The sequence below is a fragment of the Amphritea atlantica genome, assembly GCF_900111095.1.
In the GTDB taxonomy this organism is placed as follows: Bacteria; Pseudomonadota; Gammaproteobacteria; order Pseudomonadales; family Balneatricaceae; genus Amphritea; species Amphritea atlantica.
On sequence record NZ_FOGB01000004.1, the window covers coordinates 41,873 to 63,698 of the forward strand.

Sequence of the window (21,826 nt, forward strand, 5' to 3'; positions counted from 1 at the left end):
TGTTTTAAAAAAATCCTTTCCATCATGGGCGCGACTGAAAGGCGTCTATCCGGCGTATTCCGCGGGGTTGCTGGGCTGTGGCTTGTTTTTGCTGATGTTTTCAATGGCTTGTTTTTGGTTCAATTAGGTTGTTTTAGGGTGTTTTTGGGAATACAGTGCAACATAAAAGGCAACATGAACTCGTGTTGCACTGCTTCATGTTGCACTGGAGACTATGGGATGGCAACAATAACTGCACGTACCCGTAAGGATGGATCTGTTGCTTTCTTAGTCCAGATTCGTATTCGCCGGAAGGGCGTGATTATATATCATGAGTCTGAAACTTTCGATCAGCGGAAGAAGGCTGAGCGGTGGGCGAAGAGGCGTGAGGCGTTTATTGATGAGGTGGGGGTTGATTCGCTGTCGGGGGATTTGACGCTGGGGCAGGCGTGTGCGCGGTATGTTGATGAGGTGAGTGTGTTGCCTCGGGGTATTGGGCGGTCTAAGTTGTCGGCATTGAAGTATATGCAGCGCCAGGCGCCGCTGGCTGATTTGCCGTTGATTGGGCATACGTCAGCGCAGTTGATGGACTGGTTGCGGTGGCGGGTGGCTAAGGGGGCGTCTCCGGCGACGGCGGCGCAGGATGCTATTTATTTAAAGCAGGTGTTGGAGTATGCGCGGTCGGCCTGGGGTAAGGGGGTTGATTTGCTGCAGTTGGAGGATGCACGGCGGTTGGGGTCTAAATATGGCTTGATTGGTCGGGCTGAGGCGGTTGATCGTCGGCCTGAGTTAGATGAATTAAGCCGGTTGCTAGCGTATTTTGATCGCGAGGTATCAGGGCCGGGGGCGTATGCTCGGACGAATAGAACAACGCCTATGGTTGATCTGGTGATGTTTCAGGTGTTCTCAGCGCGGCGGGTGGCTGAGACGTGTCGCATTGAGTGGGCTGATCTTGATTATGATAACCAGCGCGTTCTGGTGCGGGATATGAAGCATCCGCGCAAAAAGCAGGGGAATCATAAGTGGGTGAGTTTACCGGCCCGTGCGTGGGCGGTGGTGATGGCGCAGCCGAGGGTGGATGATCGGATATTTCCGTATAACCCCCGGTCTGTCAGCACTTTTTTTCAGCGCGCGTGTCAGCATCAGGATGTGGGTGTTAAGGGGCTGCGTTTGCATGATTTGCGGCATGAGGGTACATCTCACTATTTTGAGTTGGGTTGGGATATTACCCGGGTAGCGATGGTGACCGGTCACGGCAGCTGGGATAATTTAAAGCGCTATACTCACCTGGTTAAATCAGAGCCCTTTGATAAATATGCTGGGTGGGAGTGGCTGGCGCGGTTTGGGGTTGAGTAGGTTTTTATTTTAGCTTGTATTTCATCCACCAAAATATTGCTTTAAGTTGTTTGCGGGTAAAGCCGCCATCAAGCGATATCCCTTTGTGATCGGCGTTAATGTATGGGTCTGTGTGGGTGAGATTGTCATTTTCTTTAATCCAGCTTCCTAGTATTTTGCGGGCTTTTTCTTCGTTCATCGCTCGTTTCCCAGGTATAGATAATGTTCTGATTTGTTGGCTGCGGTGCTGCTTTTGTAGATAGGACGTTCATGAAACTGGTTTGATTCATCGTGCCAGATGGCGAATACAATGGCGTCATCGGGTTCGCCTTCTAGCATCTCTCTTAGTTCTTTTACTGTCCATTGGTATGACATTTTTTTAGCCTTTCGGTTTTTGCTTGTCTGGGTGTTCTGTCCATAATTCAACCTGTTCACCGGGTTCGAATTCTTCAGGGCGTTGCCAGGTGCCGCTGTTTTCTCCGTGCATGTATGCTAGCAGATAGACATTGCCGTGGTTTGTCACTGTGATGACATCGCGGGTCCATAGGTGGATGCTTCCTTTTGGTGGTGTTTCTGCTGAGTGCCACATGTGGGTTAATCCTATTGTAAGTTTGTTTTGCTTGCTCTGAGCTTTTTGGCGGCGTTGCTTTCATCTAGCCAGTCTGCAAATATTTCTTCGCCATCTAATTCGATGTGATGCTAAGCATTTTACAGCATTGGTGGCATAGATATTTAAGTGTCGGCATGGTGCCTCCGGTTTATTTTAGGTCAGCTTTATCGACTCAATTTCTTTTTTTACTGCTTCTACGGCACGATTAATTTCCTGATCTGTTAGATGCGGGTTATGAAACTCCATAGAGTCGCTAATGCTTATTAGATAGGATTCTAAGCAGCTGGCCATTGAGTTTTCCGCTAGTTTTAAAACTTCAGTATTCATTGTTGTTGTCACCTTCATCGCCTTCATCATCCAGATAATATTCATCATCACAGCTACATGCGTCATCGCAAATATCGCCAGCCATTACTCCATCGCATGGAGTGTCATGGCATATAGCGCAACATGTGCACTGCTGACGCCATTCGTTAATCACACTTTCTGGTATTTCGAATTGATCAGTCATCACTCACCGCCTTATTCGTTATGCCGCTTCTACCTTTAATTTGAATCGCCGTATTTCGCCATCAGCGTTATGCTCTTTGAAATATTTGTCGGCGTCTTTGATGGGATCAATCACCCAATCCTCCACAAAACTTTCCATGCTAGGGTAATATTGTTTTGTTCTTGTCGAGTCGTTGCCTGTGACGATGAAGCCGTTGCTAATCCGCTCTATTTGTACATCTATTTCCATGATTATCGCCTATTTATTAATAACGCTTAAAGCTTGAATCATATATCTGTCATCGACTATCCAGCGCATGTTATCTTTTTTGAATGTGCCGAATGAAGTAATGATATGGTTTTTTGTTTCGCTGCATATATGCACTTTTCTGTGAGTGTTTGGGCCTGTTAGTAGCATGTAGGGCTGAGTTATTTTATTTTGGTTAGTCGTATTCATCACTCACCACCTATATTGATTCGTGCGCTACCTGGGCGCGTTCCTGGGCTTTATTCCATATTTCCATGAAGCTGAGAAAAGTGGCTTCAGCCTCATCTTCATAACACCACGTAGCGATCTCTTCACTATTGACGCTAGACTCTATCAACCCATCATCTGGATCAGCTTTCCACGTTATGCGGTTGCCAAACTTGTCTACCATATCGCCGCGGTTGTTTTCTTCTTGGATCTGATCATGACATTCTTCACAAACCAACGTTCTAAATTCGTTGGGGTGATTTACCATGTCATGAAACTCAACAATATTGCCGCAATTAGGGCATGGGCTTGGCATATCCATCTCTATCTCCATCGCCACAATGGCGCTTAATTAGTTACGAAACCGCACCGAACAGCATCATCGATGCGCCTGCTATCACCGCTCCCGAACCAATGATCAGCGCTATGACGACGGAAGCTTTTGCCCAGCTTCGACCGTGTTGACGCGGCATAATTATGATCGCGTAGAACGCTGCGAGGATTATTACTATGCCGATCAGTAGGGTGTTCATTTTGATGGCTCCTGTGGCTTTATTCCGCAAAGCTCAGTTACGTACTGCCCCCATTCTTCTGTGATGCTTGGGTGGTCAATGCCGTAGTTGTCTTTTATGTGATGGCGGGCTATCTGGTGGATCTGTGCCAGTGACGGTCTATTGTCATCGACAAATCCGCTTTCTAATGCTCCAATCATCATGTTGACGAATTTCATTACTCCATTTTCCATGTCGGTAGTTCCAAGAATTACCCAGCCGTCTTTTAAACCGTATCCACTTATAATGCTGGCAACCGGGAATCCAATACAGCGACCGGTATACTCAAGAGGCTTACCCTCGGACATTTGTTTTCCGGAGTAGCGTGTTTCTTTTAGCTCAAGGATGTCGCCTATTTGAAAATCCCGATCATTCAAGCGGATTTCATAGCCTTTTTTCCCGTCCCAGGATAGCTGGAATACGTCTGGATCTGTTTTAAGTTCGTGGTGTTTCATTGCTGGCCCCTGTCTAAATCAATCTTTTCTTCTAATGCGTTAATAGCCGCTTGTAGAGCGTCAGGCAGCGACCTGAATCCTTCGGTGATCAGATTGGAATCATCATCCCGATACGCTACGCCTGATTCAGCGGCGAACTGCTTAAGGCGGGTGATTTTGTCTTCGAGATCAGCGATGCGATCAGCGGCAACAACGACCATGCCGGCGGCCTCTTCGTTGTCGACAATGCTTTGTAGGTGTTTCCGTGCCAGCTCGATCTGTTCGCGCAGATGCCGTTCGATGCTTTCCGGTTTCCAGTCGCCGGCGTCGAAGTTGAGCGCATCGACAGCGAGTAGGACGTGGGCTAAGTTGTTTTTAGTCATTGCTGATTACTCCCTGCCAATATTTTTTTAAGTCGCTTAAAGTCTTTTATCCATTCTTTTGCGTCATGGATGGCTATCGCTGACTCTGGATCGTTTATTCCTAAATGAGCATCTATAAGCGCTTGCTGATCTCTGATAGCGCAATTAGTCATATTTTTGATGGCTTCAATTTTTGAGCCTGACGCATAACGTGCCATCACTATTCCCTCTTGGTTAGGCGGCGACTGTCTCGCGGCTGGTTTCTGTCATGTTGGCTTGCACCAGTGCCCGGGCGATGTCTGGGCAGACTGAGTTGCCGCAGCGGGCGACTTGTTTGTCTTTGCTGAAGGTTTTTCCGGTGTGGTCGCGGTCAATGATGTAGTCTGCCGGGAATCCCTGGGCGGCGAATAGTTCGTGCGGCTGGAGCATTCGCATACCGATATCGACTATCTGATAGTCTTCGCCGTGGACGGTGACTAAGCCAAAGCGGTCCCGGGTGGGGACGGTGTGCATGGGTTCGGTGATGTTTACGCCTGTTTTTTCGTTGCCGTAGTATTTCAGTAGGAAGGCGCGCACTTCACCTACGTGGTTTCCGCCGGCGGTGATGGTTGGCAATGGCTCGTCTGTTGGCTGACCGTGCTGGCTGGTGCCGCGTAGCTTGATCAGGTTGCTGGTGATCAGGCTGTGGCGGTTGCCGGTAGTGATGGTGTGAATGGGTTGCTCTGGCTGCTGACCGCGTATTTCGTTAGGGCTTTTCGGGCCGTAGTATTTGGATAGAAATGCGGCGCAGAGTGCGGCTTTACCGCCACCGCCTGCGGTGATGGTGCCTAGTGGGGCATCAGCTGCGTTGCCTTCTGAGTTGCTGAAAGTGCGTTCTATGATGGGTGCGACGACGGCAAAGTGACCGCCTTTAACCTGGGCGCAGATGGTGCGCAGCGGTTCATCGGATGGCATATTGCGCTGGCTGCTGCTGTTGGCGTATTCTGTGATAAACGGCATCAGCGTGGCATCAACAACGCCGTGAGCATCTCGTGATGCGGTGACAGTTTTGAATGGCTGATCAATACTCTGGCCTCTGAACCCATTGCCTGAATGGTTGCAGGTCACAATAAATGGCGTTGGGTTATCAACAACAAACTTCTGAATGCCCCGGGCGATTCTGCGCAGGGTGTTTTCTGCCAGTGGTTTTTTTCGTTCAAAGATTGAGGGGCAGGGTAGCGACCAGTCAATGATATCCGCTGCGGTGCGATAGGGTTTCAGAATGCCTGCTTTTACTTCCGGTGATGCCGGGTCGCCGTGGGTGGGTGTTGGCCACTGGATCGGCTGATTGTCTCTGCGGGCGACCATGAAGAGGCGTTTGCGAATAGTGGGTGCGCCATAGTCACAGGCGCGAAGTTCTTTAAACTCGACGTCATAGCCTAATCGCTTGAGCGCGTTGGTGAATGATCGGAAGGTTTTGCCGGTTTGTTTTTTGCACGGCTTGCCATCGCGGGTGAGTGGCCCCCAGGTTTTAAACTCTTCAACGTTTTCCAGCATGATAATGCGGGGTTTTACCGTTGCAGCCCAGCGCACGGCTACCCAGGCCAGCCCGCGAATTGCTTTTTCTACTGGCTTCCCGCCTTTGGCTTTGCTGAAGTGCTTACAGTCGGGGCTGAACCATGCCAGCCCTACGGGTTGCCCGGCGGTGACTTTACGGGGGTCGATGTCCCATACAGATTCACAGTAGTGCCTGGTGTGCGGGTGGTTGGTTTCGTGCATCCGGATGGCGTCAATGTCATGGTTGATAGCGATATCAACTGAACGCCCCATTGCCAGTTCTATGCCTGTGCTTGCGCCACCGCCGCCGGCGAAGTTATCGACCACCAATTCGCCAAAGTTAAAATCTGGCTGTGGGTGCATCCTGAAGCCTGTTGCTGCATTCATTGTTGTTAGTCCCTTTGCTTGTGTTGCTTAAAATCAGTGGTTTGTTGTTGGATGAAGCGGTTATCCCGCGTCGCATAGCCCGTATGCGCTGCTGCAGGCTGTCGGATCGGCTGAGGCGGCTATCAGGTCTAGCTGGCGCCCGCCTCGGGTTGTTTGAGACCATTCAACCATTCGGTCTATGCCGTGAGTTTTGTAATGAATGGTGTCGGTTTTGTGGGCCGTTGGGTCACTGATGCCGTAGAAAAAGGTGGCTGATTCGCGGCGGGATGCTTCTGATACTAGTCTTTCCCATTCACGCACTCGCTCTACTTCTTCGGGAAAGCGGAGGGCGATGTTTTGCAGTTCATTTTTATTGCAGTTAACGCACGGCATACAGCCCACGCGGCCCATGCCCATTTTGTAAAGCGGGTTTGGTTTAATGCCCATGTAGTCATGTGCTTCAAACACTGATTTTGCTGTCCATCTGGCAATGGGGCGATAGTTGAATAGACCGCCGCCTACCTCTTCAAACTCTTTTGCGTATCGCCTGGCGGGGGATTCATCTCGGCGGATGCCTTGCCAGCTCCACACTATTTCTTCTGCATCGAGTAGTGGTAAAAATACTTGCTCAATGATCGGATCACGCTTTAAATGTTCGGTGCAAAAGCGAGCTTTGGTTGATGGAAAGCGGCTTTTCCACATGCACATATCAAGAAAGGGGTTTCCGGTCGGTACTAGTGCTTGCAGTGCGCGTTCGGTTGCTGCATCGGTCCAGCCTGGTAACTCGCCAGCCAATAGCTTCCGGCGTTTGCGTTCTATCTGCATAGAAAAGTCAGCTTTGACTTTGCGGATTGGCAGGCTTACGGCATCAGATAGATAGTCAACATAGTCATATGTCAGCGGGTGTTCGTGCCCGGTGTCTGCAAAAACCAGTTGAATGTTTTCTGTTTCTAAGGCGAGGGCCAGCAGTACGGTGGCGGTGGAATCTTTACCGCCTGATACTGATATGATGTTGTGTTGTTTCATTTGTCTGCCTTCGCTTGTGCTTTTAAAAATCTTTTTCTAGCGACTAGCCACTAACCACTAGCCACTTCTTAGCCCTTTACGCCGCCTGAATTCGTACTCGTGCCCAGCGCTCGGTGTCTTCCCAGTCGGGTTCCTGGTAGTTGAGGCCGGGGAGGGTGTCGCCGTTGGTTTTGTTGAAACAGATAAAGCGGCTGTCGCGGCGGTGGTTGAAGTCGCAGGTGATGCCGTTGTTGGAGTAGTATTGGCGGGTGGCGTCCAGATCGTTGCTGGTGATCAGTTTTGTCTGTTCGCTGGTGACCAGGGCGATGACGGTGCGGACCAGGTTAAAATCGTGCAGATCGGCGATGTCGTGCAGGTCTTTGATATGCGCCTTAAAGCTGAGCTGCATGTGTTTGCCTGCATCGGTTTTATAGCTGCACAGAATGAGAGCGCAGTAGGTGATGTGTTCGATGATGCCCGCCTGGTTGCTAATGGCCCGTGCCTGGGTGAAGTGGCTGAATGATTCACGAAAGGCGTTGAGATAAATGTCATGATCGCATGCGGCGCAGGAATCAACCGGCTGGCCGAAAAGCAGGCGCAGATCTCGGGCCTGTGCCAGCATGTGATAGGCTGAATCTTCGTAGTTCGGTTTGTCGGTGTAGCTGTATTTTTTATCGTTGAAATAGGTCATGTTAAGTTCCTTAAAAGCAGTGGCTAGTTGCTAGAAAAAGCGTTATTCGAATTTCTCGCCGCAAAACGGGCAGTAATTCATGGCCATGCTTGTGCCGGTTCTGGTTATGTTTTTGTAGGGTGTATCGTCGTTTTTTAATGCCCGATAGCGGATGTCGATGGGTAAAACAACGTTGTTGTTTTGGTTGCCTTCTAGTCTGAATATTTTCCCGGCCCATTCGATTTTTACTGAAGCGGGATCATGCTTTGGTAGGTCTTTTTTAATATGTTGTTGGGCAATTTCCAGGGTGTCGTTCATGCAGTTGCACATTATGCTGATCTCCGCTTGGTCCAGCTGGCTTGCTCTTCTGCACCCCGCTGGCGTTGCTGTTCGATGAATGTGGCCAGATCTTCTACGTGAATTAGGTAGGGGGATTTCTGGCTGTCTCTGAGTTTTGAGACGGTGATTGGCAGACGGCCTTCGCTGGCTGCACGGTTGGCTTCGTATTCGTCTTTAAAGCCGAACAGGTGGCAGATGGTACGCAGTTCCACTGTTGGGCTGCCATATTGCAGCATCAGCATGAGCGCGGTGCTGTTGTACTGCTGCAGCGCTGGTCGGTTGCTGTCGGCGATGTTGGTTTGCCGCTTCATGTGATGCCTCGTTTTTTAAGTGGCTAGTCGCTAGTGGTTAGTGGCTAGAAAAAGCGTGTTTGTGCCGGTTACGTCGTCCGGCGTTGTTGCGGCAACCGTCTACTGTGTGCTGTTCCCCTGCTGGATCGCATTCCAGCGGCTCAGGGTCGATTCTCTTTTAGGGGCTCCGGCGGTAAATCGATTCTTTCCCGGATTAGTAAATAGGTGATAACAAGCTGCCCTGATGCTCGCCGCTGGTTGCTGATAGCTACTGCGGATGGTTATCTGTTATTTCATCGTTCTGCCCTTGGTTGGTTTGGGTTGCCGGTTATTCAGCTGGGCGCTATGCCCTGTCACCCAGAAAGCCCCAGTGAAGGGGCTGAAGGTGGTTGCTGGTTGGTGGTTACATTTCTTCGTGACTTGCGCCGCATTCCTGGCATGTGACTTCGTAAACGTCATCGCCATTGGCTGAGAAGATTGCATCATCGTCATCAGCTGCGCTGCGGATTAGCTGTTCTGAGTGGCTGGTTTCTTTTTTGCAGTCGCTGCAATATCTCTTCATGGTTTTTCCCTCTGCTTGTGTTGTTAAAAAATCTTTTTCTAGCCACTAGCCACTAGCCACTAGCCACTAGCGACGTCTTTGCTCTTAACCTACGCCGCCGCCTCTGGCTTTATCTCGGCATGTTGTTTTACAAACTCATGCAGCCAGCTGATGCCCGTGGGGGTGATAGCTGGTTTGTAGTAGTTGCGCTCGATGCCGCTGTGGGTGCGGGCTTGTTTGAGTTCGTTGCGCATATACCCCAGCTTGATCATGGTGTGGCTGGCGGTGTTGTCTTTGTTTAGGTGCCCGTGCTTTTTCAGCAGTGCAAACAGGGCGTTACGTCCGCCTTTGATGCCGGTGCGCTGGGCCGCTTCTTTCATGTCTATGCAATAGCGCATTGTTCTGGCTCCTGCGGTATGTCGTGTTTGTCCAGCCACTCGGCGGCAGCTTTGAGTGTGCCGAAGTGGAGGTTTTTAAAGCGGCTGGTGAGGTGATAGCACTCGTTCACCAGGCCGATTGGTTTTTTCAGGATGTGGGCGGTGATGTGCACGCCGTTGTAACGCCACTGGTTATGGGAGGTTTGTGTTAGCCGGGTATTCATGGCTGGCCTCTTAGTTCTTTCAGTTTGGCTATCGTGGCGTCTAGTTTGGTGGCGATGTTTGCTGCGGTGTCGCTAGATGCTTTTAGGTAAATTGGTGTTTTTGATATTTCGCAGCCTGGTTCTGTAGCATTGCTGCATATGGTTATTTCTAATCCGAATGTGCTGCCAGCTGGGCCGAAATAGTTGACAAACACATGGTCTTTTCCGGTCGTTGTTATCTCGATGGCCAGATTTATGATCAGGCTTATTTTTTCGTTCATGTTCATGCGCGGGCGTCCTGAATGTGTTTGGCCGCCTGAGCGCCGGTGAGGCCGTGGTGCTTGTGCCAGGTAATGAGGTGCGCAACAAACTCACCTGCACGGCTGGCAGAAGGTCTGCGTGGGATGTAGGGCCCGTTAGCTGTTTTATGTGAAAGTTTGGTTTGCATGATTCTGTACCTTTCGGTGTATTTTTTTAAATAATGTACCCAATAGATACATATTGCAACCCTAAAAGGTACATTATTTTTGTTTTTTGGTACATGTGATTGATAAGTCAATGGTTTAAACTGTGTTTTTGCACCTTTCAGGAGTGGTGTTGAATGGTTTAAATGGAGGTTTTTATGCGTGTTGTTGCATTGGTTGTTGCTCTGGTTGTTTCTCAGGTGGGTATTACTGGGGAAAAGGAGATGGGGTTGTGTAAGGATGTTTCTGAGTTGGCTGAGACTGTTATGGATAGTCGCCAGAAAAATGTATCAATGGTGTCTATGATGGAGATTGTTAAGGGAAGTGATGTTTTTGAGTCGATGGTGATTGATGCTTATGAGCAGCCTGCTTTTCAGGTGCCTGTGAATCAGGAAAAAGCTGTGGCTGAGTTTCGTGATCGGTGGTATTTGATGTGTGTAAAAAAGGCTAGATAGATGTCGTTTTGTAAATTAATGGAGTAATGTGATGAAAAAATGGATTGTGTTGATGATGATGGTGGTGGCTTTTCCGGCGTATGCGACGTTTTTAAATACAAAGGATGGCGGGCGTATTATGCGGGGTGATTCGGTGGCGGAGGTGGTGAGTGGTTTGGGCAGGCCGCTGGCGCGCGCGTTTGAGACGGTGTGTACTAAAGAGCGGGGTGGTCATTGTAAGCAGTGGGAAGCGGTTGAGAGGTGGCAATATATCCAGGAGGATCTTAACTGGACGGTGACGATTATGGGTGGAAAAGTTGTTGATACTGAGTGGCATCGGTAGTTGGTTTAGATTAACGGTTGATGATTGGCTCACTTCGGCGGGCTTTTTTATGGATAAAATAATTTTAAAAAAATAGAACAAAGTTCTTTACATAAATAGAACAAAGTTCTATTATAGATTTAACGGTAAAGGAATGGCCTGGCCGGTAATTGAAGGAATAAGATCATGACTATCAGAATCGCAAATAACGCTCTTGAAAATTGTTTCTCTATTGATCAGGTCGTCGAGCTGATCAATGACGAAATGAGCACTGATGCTACAGCAGAGATGGTTGCAACTGCGTATGCTATGAATGCCGCAAAAGACGCCGGTTACGGATATGACGAAGACAGCCTCTCTGCTCATTTGGACTGCCTGGTAGAATCAGGTGCAGAGTTTGACTACCAGGAGGCGCTTAGTAGTGCTATTGCTGAATCCTCCATCCTTAATGACTAACGTTAATTTTTATAGAGAGGTTATTGAGTGACCGCTGAGCAGTTTAAAAAAGCCCGGCTGGTGCTGGGTTATGACCAGAAGCAGATGGGTGCGGCGTTGGGTTGGGCTGGTGATAGGCAGGTAAGTAAGCTTGAGACGGGGAAGGGGAATATTACTGTTCAAACGGCTTTGGCGGTGGAGTGTTTGCTGCGGCGGGTTGGTGATGATGTTGGTTGGCTCAGTGATGAGGTTGATTTATAAGCCCTGCTCGTCAGGGCTTTTTTGTGTCTGTTGTCGGTGGAGGGTGTATTAAGTCCAGTATGGTGTTAAGGGCGTCTTTGCCTTCCTGGGGTAGTGTGCGGTAGTGGTGCAGCAGGCAGGATTCATCCGGTGCCAGACAGCTGTTTTCAGCACCGCCGATATAGTGGTCGATGGTGATGTGCAGAATGGTGCACAGGCGTTTGATGATTAAGTATGAGCGCGGGCGTGCCCGGTCTTGTTCCCAGCCTTTGTAAGTTTCTACTGACTGCGATAACCGTTCTGCAACTCCTGTTTGTGTTAATCCTATTTTCTGGCGGGCGGCTTTGAGGCGGCTTCCGGGGGTGCTGATACTGCTCTGCATATTTGTATTGTTGTTTTTTATTGGGTGTATGGCAAGTTAGTCAGTGCCTTTATACTCCCCAACAGATGTTGGGGGTTGTATTGCTAACCTTTTGATACGAATCTGTTTATTTTTTGGATTGCTTCGCTATAGACTGATGTTAAGCGTCGCTTAATCTGTGTTGTGTAGGCAGGCTATTTTCAAGGGAATATTTATCTTATATACTGGGTAAATATACAGTACTTTAAAAGGTACAAGGAGGTTTTATGCAGCGTGATTTTGCTGTGATTCAGTTGCCAGGTGAGTTGTGTCGGATGCGTGAAGCTGATCGGCTAATTGAGCGGTGGTGTCGTATTCAGACAATGGTGGATAGGGCTGAGAAGGTGGCTGCTCTGTTTGAATGGCGTTTATCTGTGCATGATCATGCACTGAAGATGAGGCGGTCTGTCAAATGACGGCTTGAATTGCAGTAGCGGCAATGGCTTTATCTGCGGATAAGTTGGTGCCGCGTTTCACGCAGGTCTGAAGGCATGCGATGATTGATTTGGCTTTTTCTTCGGGAGATAATTTTATCTCCTCTTCTTCGAGTATTGTTTCTATTGTTTCGATAACTGAGCGAAGTAGTTCAAGTTGGTCTGCTGTGCCGGTGAGTGCCATGTATAGCGCTGGTTTTTCTTGAATGGAGTTTTCGCTTTGCTGGTTTTCTTCGCGGTGCACCTGGTCTAACCACCCGCTCTCTTTGTTAAATTTTTCTTCTATGTGGCGGGCCAGGCGGTTGCCAATTTTTTTGGTTGGGTTTTTGCCGATAATTCGGCTTACCTGAGTTGGTACGCGATCTATTCTATCAGCGAATTTAGCTAATGATCCGCAATGTTTATTAGCCAGTTGGCGGGTGTTGTCTAGCCGTATGTCGTTGATATCAGTCATTGGTTTTTGTGCCATTTTGTAGTCTTCCATTGTAAGAATCTGTACTGATTTGGTACATGCTCTTGCAGGTACATTATTAATGTGTTTATATGTACCTCGGAGGTACATGCTATGGCGAAAAAAAATAGCTCTGCTGTGTTGGTTAATTACTGGCGTGGCCTTAAAAAAAGTCAGAAGGATCAGTTGGCAGAGGTGTTGGGTACATCGCCCGGGTATCTCCGTCAGGTTTTTCTGTATGGGAAGCAGGTCGGGGCGATTATGGCTCGCGATCTCAGTCAGCATACTGGTTTGGGTGCGTCTGAATTTCGGCGCGATATATTCGGTGATCAAGCTGCATAAACATCACTATACGTGTTATTTGCAACACTAAAACGGTGTTATCAGGAGGGTTGAGGACGTGGGCAGGAAAAGACGATTTGATGATGACGGTGTGATTTATGGTCTGCAAATGGCCTGTTATCACGCGGTTTATGATTATCAGCAGGGGCTGAAAAGCTTTCTGGATGCAGCGGGGGTGTCTCGCGAAAAGTTGCAGGTGTGGCAGAAGAAACTGGCCCCTGATGTGCACACGCATTATCTCAACCCGTATGACATCGAGCTGATTATTGAGGTGACTAAAGATACTCATATTTTGCAGGCGGTTGGGCATCTGGCGTCTGTTGTGTGGGTTGATGCTGAAAAGGCTGCGGCGGTGCCGGGTGATCTGGATCTGCTGAAAGTGTTTAGCAGTTTGGGAAGCAAGTCATCTGCGATATCTGACCATGTTGCGCAAGCGCTGTCTGATGGTGAGGTTGATGATATCGAGTTTGCCCGGCTGGAGGCGTTTCAGCAAGATCTGGACCGGGCACAGGCTGAGTTGACCAAAATGGTTGAGCATTATCGGAGGGCGAAGTGATGATTATTGATTTAGCGCTGTATTCCGGGGTAGATGTTGATGTTTCTGGGGTGGATGATGCTGAGCTTGAGACGGTAGTTTGTCTTGCTGATTGTCACCCTGAAGGGCTTGAAAATGACGATGGTGTTATCGAGCATTTTAACCTGGTGATGTATTTCGAGGAGTGTCCGGAGGAGGGTGTTATTCCGCTGGGTAACCCTCTTGATTCTCCGGTTAAAAAAGTTGTTTCTTCTAAGTCGGTGCTGATGAGTGCTGAAAATCCCTCTGGTTTTAAGTTGGAGGATCTGCTGCAACAACTGCAAGTTGAAGTGAACGCGAAGCATCAGAAAATTCTGTCTGATGATAGTGATATCTCTCGCCGGGTTCAGGCGAATAATCTAAAAATTCTTGAATGTCTGGCTGAGGCTGAACGGCTGCAGCGGGATAGCTATGCCCAGTTGGCTGAGATAGCGCCGGATGCCGGGCCGGAAGGTAAGGCGCGGATCGGGGGTGAGTGATGGCTGCATATCTGTATCACCCGAAGGGCTCTATGTGCGTTCACTGCGCGAAGCAGGCAGAGGATTGCAGTAAGTTAGATTTCAGATCGATGCCGGTGGTGAAACAGTATTCCCAGGGCGGTGATCCGACGGTGTTTAAGGTGGTGGCTTGCCGGGTGTTTGTTAGGGCGGCTTGATTGAGTTGTAGAGAGGTAGCGACAGTGACAGAAGATCAGAATGCATTAAAGGTTTTTGAAGAGGAGCTTGGTGAAGTAGCTCAAGAGCTGCTTGTTATGTCGCTAGATTTTTTAAAGTTGCAGCAGCAGGTATCAAAGGCTATCCGGTTTGGAATTAATGAGCAGAGAGATCTGCCAACCAGCAATAAAGAGCGAATTGAAGCTGAATGGCAGGATTTGCTGGGTAGCGTTCAGAATCTAGCAAAACACGGGATAGATTTACGTCCAAATCTGAGCGCCATTGTTATGAAGATGGATAAGATTGAATGCTACACAGAGTACAGCAAAAAGCTTGGGCAGGTTGTTAGCTCATAACCCCTGCAACACGGTCTGCCAGTAGGCTGTCCAGCGCAGCGGTATGCTTGCCGTTGTTATGTTTTGGAGATTGATATGGATAAAAAAACGAAAGAAAAACTAGCGAAAACAATTAAGATTTGTCAGGCATTACTTAATGATGAGCCGCTTGATCTGTGTGATGGTGAAATTGATTGTATCCCTAGATATCTGGATATCAAATCACCCTCATCGGCAAAAAAGCAAGGGTTGGTTTTAAAGCGAGGAGCGAAACCTATTGGCGAATATTCATGGCAGTTGCCTGCAGGTGGCAGAGCTTACGGAAAGCTTTATTTAGGCGCTCGTTTTAAAAGTAAGGAAGCATAACAATAATGATACCGGGCGCGAAGCGTCCCGGTGATCTCAGTGTTATGTCATGAAACTATCAGGAATTTATCAATGAGAATAATCGGTTTAACAGGCCCGGCGGGGTGCGGTAAAGATACAGTGGCGCGGATTTTGACTGAGCATGATATGGCGTTTCAGGTGGCGTTTGGTGATGCGATTCGCAGCACGGCGATGGCTATGTTTGGTTTAGATTATCAGCAGATGAATGCCCGGGAATTGAAAGAGGTGGTTATCTCTGAGTGGGGTATGTCTCCCCGGCAGATAATGCAGTTGATCGGTACTGAGTGCGGTCGGGCTGTGTTTGGTGAGGATGTTTGGATTAAGCGCCTGGCGGTACGTATTAAGTCGCTGCCGCCCACTCAGTTTGTGGTTGTCTCTGATGTGCGTACTGAGGCTGAGGCTACCTGGGTGCGTGATCTGGGTGGTGTGGTGGTTCATATCACGCGTGAGGGTGTTGAGCCGGTGCGGGCGCATTCAACTGAGGATGGGGTTGAGTTTGTGGCGGGTGATATGGCGCTGGATAACTCAGGCAATAATCTGAATGAGTTGAATCGGTCGGTACTGGATAACAAGCATTTCTGGCTGGAGCAGTGCCGGGCTGTGTAGAAGGTGAAAAGCCGCTGCGGGAACAGCGGCTTTTCTGTGGCGAGGGGTTAACCCTCACAACACAAGCAGATGAATTATAGGCCGGGTTTTGGTTTGGCTGCAAGGGGATTATATGGCGGGTGTCTATTTATCACCTGATGAGATTTCAGCGCTTTATGGTGCGCCGTGGCTGGTGCGTGAGCTGTATGTGTTTGGTATACGTCCTCAGATGGATTTTGATTCTGGCCTGGTTGGGCGGTTTTCAAAGATAAGCTGGCACGGCCTGGCGCGTGAACTGCGGGTTGAATCTGCGCCGGGTATTAAAGAGGTGTTGCCCAGTAAGGCGCAGGTCCGGCGGGCGGCTGAGCATCTTGTTAAGCGCGGGTTGGTCACGATTAAAAGTGATGGTGACCGGTTGGTGTTTAAGTGTCTGGTTGCTCGGTTGAATTCTTCCGCAAAAATAAAAGCCGACACTAAGCCGACACAGTTACCCGGCATAGGTTCAGATAATGTTAATAAGCCTGAAAGCCCTGTTATTACTGGCGGTGCAGATGGTGAATCTTCAAAAGCCGACACACAACCCGGCACACCAAAAAATCAAAACCCGGCACATATCAGAGAGTCGGAGACTCTCTCTCTACATAACGCTGAATCTGTATTTTCGATGTTTCCGTCCTGGGAGCCGATTGGGCATGAGTGGATTGATGAGCAGGTAAAACGGTGGGGTGTTGATGTGGGTGCAATTTCAGACGCTGACGGAGGGCTGATTGTTGAGGAGTTGATTCGCTATTGGCTTGACAGGCCAGAGGTTCAGTTATCACAGCGGGGTTGGGAGTCGAAACTGGTTGATAGCGTTGTTCATCATGTGAAAACGGGGAGGGTGAGTGCATGACGGGTAATCGATATGTGCTGAGTAATGAGCGGGGCCGGAAGGTGCGGTCCCGGGTGGAGGTGATGGACGCGAAACAGGAGGGGGTGGGGCGGGCGTTTAATGGTGAGGATGTTGCTGATCTTGTCGATGAGTTTACAGGTCGATATCAGTTAACCGCGATTGAACGGGGGTTGGTTAAGAAGGCGATTTTATATCGTTTGCGCAGGGCTGAAGGTGATTGCGTTGATGTGAGTGATTTGGGCTCTGGATATTTGTTTCTTCAGCGGGTTCCGTTCAGTGAGTTTGCTGAGGCGATAACAACACAAGCAAGGGGATAGGGTATGAGTGAGGCGATGTTGGCGTTGGCTGAACGTGGGTTAGCTAAGCGGCGTAAGAATGAGGATTATCAGGCTAAGGTTGCTGCGGGAACAGTGATCAACAAGCAGATTGATAGGCGTCTGGTGGCGTGGGGTGAGTGGCACCTTGGGCAGCGTGATGGCGCTGGCGGGGGGTGTTCGTCAATGCTGGCGGCATTGATTCAAAATCAGGGGGAGCTGATCCGCTGTACAGCTAAAGGCGTTGATATGCCGGATTTCGTCTACGACACCGATAGAGCGGTTAATCAGATTGATGGTGAATCGAGGGCGGTGATTGTTGAGCAATATATTGAGGTGTGCAAAACGGTCGAGGAGCGGGCGCGCGCAGTGGGATGCGGGCGGCATACGTTCCGCCGGCGGCTGATTCATGCGCAAAATCTGGTGTTGTGTTATCTGAAAGCACCTAAGCGCAAGCAGAAAATCAGAGAGTCATTGTTGAAAAAAATATCAACGGATTAAAAAAGGGCTTTACACCGTGCACCCTGAGTAGTATAAATTCCGTAACGTCTCATCAGTGCGTCTACAGAACCCCGGCCAATTGGTCGGGGTTTTTTTATGCCTACGATTTGGCGTGTTAGTAGTTGAGCTGTTGTACTTTGCTTATTGCCCGGCCTTTGTGCCGGGCTTTTTTATGGCTGGAGGGTGGTTATGCGTCAGATAAAGCGGTTGTTTATTCATTGTGCTGCTACGTCTAACTTTAAACCTGTACCGGCAGCAGAGATTCATCAGTGGCACCTTGATCGTGGTTGGGATGGCATTGGTTATTCGGGCGTCATTCAGCCTGATGGTGAGTTTGAGCGGGGGCGTCCTGATTATTGGGTGCCCAGTCAGGCGGCTGGCAATAATGCGGATGCGGTGGGTATCTGTCTGATAGGCACTGATCAGTTTACTGATGCAGCGATGGAGACTTTGCGGGTTGTGTGCGCGGATTATATCGAGCGTTACGGTGTTTCGATTCATGGGCATTATGAAGTTAATCCTCATAAGACGTGCCCGGGGTTTGATGTTCAGCAATGGCTTAAAGAGACAGGGTTATGCAGCTAATTTATTTTATTGTTGGCGGCGTTTGCTTTTATGTTTTATGGCAATGCGGGCATGTCTGGCTGGTGCTGGATGCAGCTAACCCTCATCGCCGGTTAACCCATTTTGCGCAGCATCAGGTGGTGTTGATCGCCCTGAGTGCATTGTTTTGCATTGGATTGTGCGTGGTAACCGTGTTGTCACAAGAGTGTGGATATGGTGCGCTGGGGCGATGGTGGGCAATGTTTGATGTCTTTGTTTGCATCATCATGCTGGCGCAGCTAAAGAATTTGAAATTATCACTCTCAGTAGGTAGGCACGGATGAAAGTATTTCTCGCGGACGCTATTGAGATATTGAAAAGCTATCTCGCCTATGGTCTGCCCGGCGGAATGGGGGCGGGTGCTAACTATCTGTTTCAGCATTCAAGCAAGGGTAAGCCGCTCAACTGGAAGGGTTTTATTATTTTTATTTTGTTGGGTGGCTTTACGGTCAACATGATTGGGCCAAACCTTCCGGTTGATATGCCGGGCCGGGACGGTGCGTTGTTTGGGTTGGGATTTATGTTCTGGCCGATACTTGCCGCCCTGGATTCAAGGGGTGAGGCAATAGCGGGCTGGTTTGTTTCTCGGTTTACTAAATAGGTGATTCTATGAATCGTTTAGCAATCGGTATTTTTATTGCGCTGACTGTTGCTGTGCTTGGTTTGGGTTGGTTGTATCAGCAGCAGTCAGAGCAGATCGGTGCATTAGCCTCTGAGCGTGATCAGCTCGCTGCAGATCTTCAGTCGTCAGAAGTTGAACTGCAGAAGCAGCATGAGCGGCATCTATGGGATCAGGCATTGGTTGCCCGTGTGAATCAGCAGAACAGAGATCTGCACCGCAAAAGCCTGGCATCGCAGCAACAAACAAAGAGAGATCTGAAAGATGAAGTCTGTGCTAACACTGCTTTGCCTCTGTCTGTTGCTAACAGGCTGCGGGACAGAATACATCGTCAAGCGGGAATCGATAGCGGATCTCCCCCCGGTTGATCTGCTGGCTGGATGTATCCCGCCAGTGCTGCCGGTTGATCTCTACGGTGATGCCGTTGAATACATCGAGCCGTTGTTAGATGTGATTGAACAGTGTGATGCCAGATTTGCTGGCCTGCGTGCCTGGCGTGATAGGCGTTTAGATGATCTTTCTGTTGATGGGCAGTAGTCAGTCAGGCTGAAGGCTAGAAACAGCGCGGGTCCTTTGGGACGGATTGCTCTGTACGGCCTGCTGCTGCGCGGATTATTTGCAGATTTCTGGGGCTATAGGGGGTTGTGGTGGTAATAGTTGAGTGGTGATAAGTGTCTGATACTTGGGTGATTTATGTCTGTATTGAAGTTAGATGAGAAGGCTAGTCAAACCGGATTTGCGAATCTGGTTGGTGTTTCTCAGCAGGCGATTAGCAGTCAAGTTAAGAAAGAAAATCTGTCTGAAAATGGCACTTATCAGGAGTGGCTTCACCAGTATTGTGATCAGCTCAGGCAGCAGGCCGCTGGTCGTGGTGGTGAAGATCAGGTTGATGTTGCCAAGGCGACCTATGAAGAGAAAACAGTGAAAACCGCAATCATGCGGCTTGAGTACAACGAGAAGATTTCAACCACTATTCACGAAGAAGAGGCTTATCAGTTCCTGTCTGATTGGGCTATTTATTCGGCTGGTCAGTTCCGTCGGGCTTTTGAGCGCTTGCGGGATGATTTGAAAAGCCAGTTTGATATTGATTTACCGAAAGAGTTGAGTGAAAAACATGCTGGAACTGCTATCGACCGAGTTAGAGGCTATGCGCTCAAACTTGGCGCGAGTAGCGGCGAAAGCGGCGGAGTTGCTGACGCTTCCGAAGAGGAAAAGCACTAAAGAGTTTCTTGAAACTGAATATGTCTTGCCTGACTTTGGGGAATACGATTTTTACTATACGCCGTATTTTATTGGTGTTTGCGCTGCGCTTGATGACCCTGATGTTGTAGAAGTTGATTTGATGAAGGCTGCACAGATCGGCTGGACTTTCTTTCTGCTTGGGTTTATCTGCAAAGTTATTTCTGAATCTGAATATGATCCGTGTCCGATAATTGCGCTGTTTGCGAAAACTGGCGACGCTAAAAACTTCCACGATGAGAAGTTTCTGCCAACGGCGCAGGCGAATAGCTCTGTCACTGATGTGATGGATGTCAGTACCTCGCGCAAGTCTGGAGCGCGCTGGGATAACCGCACATACCCAGGTGGGTTTATAAAGCTGGTTGGGTCTAACTCTCCCGGTAACGTGAAGTCCACTTCAAAAGTGGGGGTGGGTGTTGTTGAGGAACCTGATGATACTGCTGATAACGTGGCGGGTCAGGGTGATGCGATCGGCAACATTGAAGAACGGTTAAAGCGTTTTATCGGCTCAATGCTGATCGTGGGCGGTACGCCTGCGGTAAAAGGGTTGTCGAAAACCGAAGCGCGGCTTGATCAGACTGATAAGCGGGTATTGCCGGTTGTCTGTCATAACTGCGGCGAATCGCATGTTTTGAACTGGGATAATGTTCATTGGGATTCAGTTGATGAGGGTACAGAGGTTCATCCGGTTTATGGTCGGGCCCTGCCAGATTCGGCTGTCTATCGCTGCCCTTGTTGTGGTTGGGAATGGGATGATTACCAGCGGCAGGAGAATATCCGTAATACCTGTTTTAACGCATTTGATGCAGGTGATGTTAATGCGGGTTGGGTGCCTACGGCTACGTTTACCGGGCGGGCTGGTTTTATGGGGCTCTCAGAATTGTATGTGTGTATGCCTGGCACCTCGTTAGCAGATGTTGTTAAAGACTATCTGTCGGCAAAGGCTGAGTTTGAGAAAGGCAATGAAAACTCACTGATCAAGTTTACTAACCAAAAACTGGGGCAGGCATACGAGTATAAAGGCGATAACGTCAGTGCTGATGAGTTGAGAGCAAAAGCTGAGGATTATCCTGAGTTGGTTGTTCAGCGTGGGGGTGTTTTTCTCACAGCAGGCGTTGACGTGCAGCGTGATCGATTGGCGATAAAAGTGAAAGCCTGGGGGCGTGATCTTGAATCCTGGCTGGTGTGTTACACAGAAATTTATGCCAAAAACGATATTAACGATATTAATGATCCTGTTTGGGGTGAGTTAGATCGCATTCTATTTGGTTCATATCGGCATGAAATTGGTGCGGTTGTGCGCATCAAGTCTGCTTCGTTAGATACTAGTGATGGTGTTACTCAGGGAGCGACTTATCACTATGTGCGTAGTCGTCGTGGGCGTGGTTTAAATTTAATGGCGATTAAGGGGGCAACCTCTGCTGATGCGCCGATCGTCACGCTTCCTCGGCGGATGGATATCAATAGTCAGAAAACCAAGGCTGATAAATTTGGTTTGCAAGTTTGGCGGGTGGGCACTCAGGCCGCAAAAGACTTGATATCAGGGCATCTTAAGTTGTCAGGGTCGGGGCCGAATCGTATTCATTATTATGAATCGGTGCGGGCTGATTACTATGATCAGATGACTGGTGAGATCAAAGCGCCATCGCGAACACAGCGCGGAAAAATGGTGTGGCAGCAAAAGTCAGGCACGGCTATCGAAGCGTGGGACTGTGAGGTGTATGCAACACATGCTGCGATGGTTGAAAAGTTGCACCTTAAAAAGCATGACTGGTGGGACCATCAGCAAGCATCTCTCATGCAGGTCGATCTGCTTGGTGATAACGCGCCGGACGATCTGGTAACGGTGATTGATAACCGTCCGGATTTTGATGAGGTGTATGAGGTCGAAGAGGCGGGCGATCTGGTCCAGGAAAGCAAGCCTGTGACGGTTAATCCGTTTAAGTCTGCGGCGGTTCAGTCTAAACCGTCTGGTTCTCAGGATAAAAAGTTATCGCTGGCTGAGTTGGGCCGCATGATGAATCGATAAATCAGGGGTAA

42 protein-coding genes are annotated in these 21,826 nt (G+C 49.1%); 23 read left to right on the plus strand and 19 right to left on the minus strand.

Translation table 11 applies throughout. The annotated features are described in order from the left end of the window. Window positions 1-219: 219 nt before the first annotated feature. Window positions 220-1,335: a tyrosine-type recombinase/integrase gene (locus tag BMY09_RS08035; RefSeq protein ID WP_175483471.1), complete on the plus strand. Its 1,116-nt coding sequence runs from the start codon at window positions 220-222 to the stop codon at window positions 1,333-1,335. 4 nt (window positions 1,336-1,339) lie between these two features. Here BMY09_RS08035 and BMY09_RS22135 read toward each other — a convergent pair whose 3' ends face one another. The 14 genes from BMY09_RS22135 to BMY09_RS08090 all read right to left on the minus strand — a co-directional run bounded on the left by BMY09_RS22135 (window position 1,340) and on the right by BMY09_RS08090 (window position 8,462). Beyond that, window positions 1,340-1,513, minus strand: a complete 174-nt coding sequence (locus tag BMY09_RS22135) for a hypothetical protein (RefSeq protein ID WP_175483472.1) — start codon at window positions 1,511-1,513, stop codon at window positions 1,340-1,342. Window positions 1,514-1,693: 180 nt separating this feature from the next. Beyond that, on the minus strand, window positions 1,694-1,903 hold the full coding sequence (locus BMY09_RS22010; RefSeq protein ID WP_139203153.1) for a hypothetical protein: 210 nt from the start codon (window positions 1,901-1,903) through the stop codon (window positions 1,694-1,696). A 174-nt stretch (window positions 1,904-2,077) separates the two neighbouring features. Next, complete coding sequence (locus BMY09_RS22140) at window positions 2,078-2,251, minus strand: hypothetical protein (protein ID WP_175483473.1); 174 nt, start codon at window positions 2,249-2,251, stop codon at window positions 2,078-2,080. A 202-nt stretch (window positions 2,252-2,453) separates the two neighbouring features. After that, window positions 2,454-2,663: a hypothetical protein gene (locus BMY09_RS08045; RefSeq protein ID WP_091356409.1), complete on the minus strand. Its 210-nt coding sequence runs from the start codon at window positions 2,661-2,663 to the stop codon at window positions 2,454-2,456. A 217-nt stretch (window positions 2,664-2,880) separates the two neighbouring features. Next, window positions 2,881-3,210 carry a hypothetical protein gene (locus BMY09_RS08050; RefSeq protein ID WP_091356411.1) on the minus strand — a complete coding sequence of 110 codons (330 nt, stop codon included), beginning with the start codon at window positions 3,208-3,210 and terminating at the stop codon, window positions 2,881-2,883. Window positions 3,211-3,244: 34 nt separating this feature from the next. Continuing rightward, a complete protein-coding gene (locus tag BMY09_RS22145; protein WP_175483474.1) occupies window positions 3,245-3,421 on the minus strand; it encodes a hypothetical protein in 177 nt (58 codons plus the stop codon). After that, the gene (locus tag BMY09_RS08055; protein WP_091356413.1) at window positions 3,418-3,894 is read right to left on the minus strand and encodes a DUF3850 domain-containing protein; all 477 of its coding nucleotides are present in this window, start codon (window positions 3,892-3,894) and stop codon (window positions 3,418-3,420) included. The genes BMY09_RS22145 and BMY09_RS08055 overlap by 4 nt, the downstream gene beginning before the upstream one ends. Beyond that, window positions 3,891-4,256 (minus strand): hypothetical protein, encoded by a 366-nt coding sequence (locus BMY09_RS08060; RefSeq protein WP_091356415.1) that lies wholly within the window; start codon window positions 4,254-4,256, stop codon window positions 3,891-3,893. Before BMY09_RS08060 ends, BMY09_RS08055 begins: the two co-directional genes overlap by 4 nt. Continuing rightward, a complete protein-coding gene (locus tag BMY09_RS08065; protein ID WP_091356418.1) occupies window positions 4,253-4,453 on the minus strand; it encodes a hypothetical protein in 201 nt (66 codons plus the stop codon). The genes BMY09_RS08060 and BMY09_RS08065 overlap by 4 nt, the downstream gene beginning before the upstream one ends. A gap of 16 nt (window positions 4,454-4,469) precedes the next feature. Continuing rightward, complete coding sequence (locus BMY09_RS08070; RefSeq protein ID WP_091356419.1) at window positions 4,470-6,158, minus strand: DNA cytosine methyltransferase; 1,689 nt, start codon at window positions 6,156-6,158, stop codon at window positions 4,470-4,472. Between the two features lie 60 nt (window positions 6,159-6,218). Next, window positions 6,219-7,163, minus strand: a complete 945-nt coding sequence (locus tag BMY09_RS08075; RefSeq protein WP_091356422.1) for a phosphoadenosine phosphosulfate reductase domain-containing protein — start codon at window positions 7,161-7,163, stop codon at window positions 6,219-6,221. A gap of 76 nt (window positions 7,164-7,239) precedes the next feature. Further along, entirely contained in the window at window positions 7,240-7,833 is a 594-nt protein-coding gene (locus tag BMY09_RS08080) for a hypothetical protein (RefSeq protein WP_091356424.1), read from the minus strand. 42 nt (window positions 7,834-7,875) lie between these two features. Continuing rightward, complete coding sequence (locus BMY09_RS08085) at window positions 7,876-8,130, minus strand: hypothetical protein (RefSeq protein WP_139203154.1); 255 nt, start codon at window positions 8,128-8,130, stop codon at window positions 7,876-7,878. Window positions 8,131-8,141: 11 nt separating this feature from the next. Next, entirely contained in the window at window positions 8,142-8,462 is a 321-nt protein-coding gene (locus tag BMY09_RS08090; RefSeq protein ID WP_091356430.1) for a pyocin activator PrtN family protein, read from the minus strand. Between the two features lie 204 nt (window positions 8,463-8,666). Between BMY09_RS08090 and BMY09_RS08095 the strand changes: the two genes are divergently transcribed. Next, window positions 8,667-8,885, plus strand: a complete 219-nt coding sequence (locus BMY09_RS08095; RefSeq protein ID WP_091356432.1) for a hypothetical protein — start codon at window positions 8,667-8,669, stop codon at window positions 8,883-8,885. Window positions 8,886-9,092: 207 nt separating this feature from the next. On the opposite strand, the gene BMY09_RS08100 is transcribed toward BMY09_RS08095, so the two are convergent. Genes BMY09_RS08100 through BMY09_RS08110 form a run of 3 tightly spaced genes read right to left on the minus strand, consistent with a single transcriptional unit; the run spans window position 9,093 to window position 9,849 of the window. After that, window positions 9,093-9,380, minus strand: a complete 288-nt coding sequence (locus BMY09_RS08100; RefSeq protein WP_091356434.1) for a phage antirepressor KilAC domain-containing protein — start codon at window positions 9,378-9,380, stop codon at window positions 9,093-9,095. After that, entirely contained in the window at window positions 9,365-9,583 is a 219-nt protein-coding gene (locus BMY09_RS22015; RefSeq protein ID WP_139203155.1) for a hypothetical protein, read from the minus strand. Before BMY09_RS22015 ends, BMY09_RS08100 begins: the two co-directional genes overlap by 16 nt. Then, window positions 9,580-9,849: a hypothetical protein gene (locus BMY09_RS08110; RefSeq protein ID WP_091356438.1), complete on the minus strand. Its 270-nt coding sequence runs from the start codon at window positions 9,847-9,849 to the stop codon at window positions 9,580-9,582. The genes BMY09_RS22015 and BMY09_RS08110 overlap by 4 nt, the downstream gene beginning before the upstream one ends. A gap of 335 nt (window positions 9,850-10,184) precedes the next feature. Here BMY09_RS08110 and BMY09_RS08115 point away from each other — a divergent pair, with 335 nt between their 5' ends. From BMY09_RS08115 to BMY09_RS08130, 4 genes are all read left to right on the plus strand, one after another. Beyond that, complete coding sequence (locus BMY09_RS08115; protein WP_139203156.1) at window positions 10,185-10,481, plus strand: hypothetical protein; 297 nt, start codon at window positions 10,185-10,187, stop codon at window positions 10,479-10,481. A 31-nt stretch (window positions 10,482-10,512) separates the two neighbouring features. After that, the gene (locus tag BMY09_RS08120; RefSeq protein ID WP_091356445.1) at window positions 10,513-10,803 is read left to right on the plus strand and encodes a hypothetical protein; all 291 of its coding nucleotides are present in this window, start codon (window positions 10,513-10,515) and stop codon (window positions 10,801-10,803) included. Between the two features lie 165 nt (window positions 10,804-10,968). Next, window positions 10,969-11,238, plus strand: coding sequence for a hypothetical protein (locus BMY09_RS08125; protein WP_091356447.1), 270 nt, complete (start codon window positions 10,969-10,971; stop codon window positions 11,236-11,238). Window positions 11,239-11,265: 27 nt separating this feature from the next. Beyond that, a complete protein-coding gene (locus tag BMY09_RS08130; RefSeq protein WP_091356449.1) occupies window positions 11,266-11,478 on the plus strand; it encodes a helix-turn-helix domain-containing protein in 213 nt (70 codons plus the stop codon). A 10-nt stretch (window positions 11,479-11,488) separates the two neighbouring features. On the opposite strand, the gene BMY09_RS08135 is transcribed toward BMY09_RS08130, so the two are convergent. Then, window positions 11,489-11,839, minus strand: a complete 351-nt coding sequence (locus tag BMY09_RS08135; protein WP_091356451.1) for a helix-turn-helix domain-containing protein — start codon at window positions 11,837-11,839, stop codon at window positions 11,489-11,491. 245 nt (window positions 11,840-12,084) lie between these two features. Here BMY09_RS08135 and BMY09_RS08140 point away from each other — a divergent pair, with 245 nt between their 5' ends. Next, window positions 12,085-12,273 carry a hypothetical protein gene (locus tag BMY09_RS08140; RefSeq protein ID WP_091356453.1) on the plus strand — a complete coding sequence of 63 codons (189 nt, stop codon included), beginning with the start codon at window positions 12,085-12,087 and terminating at the stop codon, window positions 12,271-12,273. Here the strand turns inward: BMY09_RS08140 and BMY09_RS08145 are convergent. Then, complete coding sequence (locus BMY09_RS08145) at window positions 12,266-12,775, minus strand: hypothetical protein (protein ID WP_091356456.1); 510 nt, start codon at window positions 12,773-12,775, stop codon at window positions 12,266-12,268. The two genes, BMY09_RS08140 and BMY09_RS08145, sit on opposite strands and share 8 nt — an antisense overlap. A 367-nt stretch (window positions 12,776-13,142) precedes the next feature. On the opposite strand from BMY09_RS08145, the gene BMY09_RS08155 reads away from it, so the two are divergent. The 16 genes from BMY09_RS08155 to BMY09_RS08220 all read left to right on the plus strand — a co-directional run bounded on the left by BMY09_RS08155 (window position 13,143) and on the right by BMY09_RS08220 (window position 21,815). Next, complete coding sequence (locus BMY09_RS08155; protein WP_091356462.1) at window positions 13,143-13,640, plus strand: phage regulatory CII family protein; 498 nt, start codon at window positions 13,143-13,145, stop codon at window positions 13,638-13,640. After that, entirely contained in the window at window positions 13,640-14,137 is a 498-nt protein-coding gene (locus BMY09_RS22150) for a hypothetical protein (RefSeq protein ID WP_175483475.1), read from the plus strand. The genes BMY09_RS08155 and BMY09_RS22150 overlap by 1 nt, the downstream gene beginning before the upstream one ends. Beyond that, window positions 14,137-14,313 carry a hypothetical protein gene (locus BMY09_RS22155; protein ID WP_175483476.1) on the plus strand — a complete coding sequence of 59 codons (177 nt, stop codon included), beginning with the start codon at window positions 14,137-14,139 and terminating at the stop codon, window positions 14,311-14,313. The genes BMY09_RS22150 and BMY09_RS22155 overlap by 1 nt, the downstream gene beginning before the upstream one ends. 24 nt (window positions 14,314-14,337) lie before the next feature. Continuing rightward, the gene (locus BMY09_RS08165) at window positions 14,338-14,667 is read left to right on the plus strand and encodes a hypothetical protein (protein ID WP_091356465.1); all 330 of its coding nucleotides are present in this window, start codon (window positions 14,338-14,340) and stop codon (window positions 14,665-14,667) included. Between the two features lie 75 nt (window positions 14,668-14,742). Continuing rightward, complete coding sequence (locus tag BMY09_RS08170; RefSeq protein ID WP_091356467.1) at window positions 14,743-15,012, plus strand: hypothetical protein; 270 nt, start codon at window positions 14,743-14,745, stop codon at window positions 15,010-15,012. A 72-nt stretch (window positions 15,013-15,084) separates the two neighbouring features. Continuing rightward, window positions 15,085-15,639 carry a deoxynucleotide monophosphate kinase family protein gene (locus BMY09_RS08175; protein ID WP_091356469.1) on the plus strand — a complete coding sequence of 185 codons (555 nt, stop codon included), beginning with the start codon at window positions 15,085-15,087 and terminating at the stop codon, window positions 15,637-15,639. A gap of 112 nt (window positions 15,640-15,751) precedes the next feature. Then, complete coding sequence (locus BMY09_RS08180; RefSeq protein WP_091356471.1) at window positions 15,752-16,510, plus strand: hypothetical protein; 759 nt, start codon at window positions 15,752-15,754, stop codon at window positions 16,508-16,510. After that, window positions 16,507-16,827, plus strand: coding sequence for a hypothetical protein (locus tag BMY09_RS08185; RefSeq protein ID WP_091356473.1), 321 nt, complete (start codon window positions 16,507-16,509; stop codon window positions 16,825-16,827). Before BMY09_RS08180 ends, BMY09_RS08185 begins: the two co-directional genes overlap by 4 nt. Window positions 16,828-16,830: 3 nt before the next feature. Beyond that, complete coding sequence (locus BMY09_RS08190; RefSeq protein ID WP_091356476.1) at window positions 16,831-17,325, plus strand: hypothetical protein; 495 nt, start codon at window positions 16,831-16,833, stop codon at window positions 17,323-17,325. A gap of 189 nt (window positions 17,326-17,514) precedes the next feature. Then, window positions 17,515-17,910 carry an N-acetylmuramoyl-L-alanine amidase gene (locus BMY09_RS08195; RefSeq protein ID WP_091356479.1) on the plus strand — a complete coding sequence of 132 codons (396 nt, stop codon included), beginning with the start codon at window positions 17,515-17,517 and terminating at the stop codon, window positions 17,908-17,910. Continuing rightward, entirely contained in the window at window positions 17,901-18,212 is a 312-nt protein-coding gene (locus BMY09_RS08200) for a hypothetical protein (RefSeq protein WP_091356482.1), read from the plus strand. The genes BMY09_RS08195 and BMY09_RS08200 overlap by 10 nt, the downstream gene beginning before the upstream one ends. Continuing rightward, a complete protein-coding gene (locus BMY09_RS08205) occupies window positions 18,209-18,529 on the plus strand; it encodes a hypothetical protein (RefSeq protein WP_091356485.1) in 321 nt (106 codons plus the stop codon). Before BMY09_RS08200 ends, BMY09_RS08205 begins: the two co-directional genes overlap by 4 nt. Before the next feature lie 8 nt (window positions 18,530-18,537). Beyond that, window positions 18,538-18,915 (plus strand): DUF2570 family protein, encoded by a 378-nt coding sequence (locus BMY09_RS08210; protein ID WP_091356487.1) that lies wholly within the window; start codon window positions 18,538-18,540, stop codon window positions 18,913-18,915. Further along, the gene (lysC, locus tag BMY09_RS22510) at window positions 18,812-19,084 is read left to right on the plus strand and encodes an Rz1-like lysis system protein LysC (protein WP_425424960.1); all 273 of its coding nucleotides are present in this window, start codon (window positions 18,812-18,814) and stop codon (window positions 19,082-19,084) included. The genes BMY09_RS08210 and lysC overlap by 104 nt, the downstream gene beginning before the upstream one ends. Window positions 19,085-19,240: 156 nt before the next feature. Then, the gene (locus BMY09_RS08215) at window positions 19,241-19,768 is read left to right on the plus strand and encodes a hypothetical protein (RefSeq protein WP_091356490.1); all 528 of its coding nucleotides are present in this window, start codon (window positions 19,241-19,243) and stop codon (window positions 19,766-19,768) included. Beyond that, window positions 19,695-21,815: a terminase gpA endonuclease subunit gene (locus BMY09_RS08220; RefSeq protein WP_175483478.1), complete on the plus strand. Its 2,121-nt coding sequence runs from the start codon at window positions 19,695-19,697 to the stop codon at window positions 21,813-21,815. The genes BMY09_RS08215 and BMY09_RS08220 overlap by 74 nt, the downstream gene beginning before the upstream one ends. The last annotated feature ends 11 nt before the right edge of the window (window positions 21,816-21,826 follow it).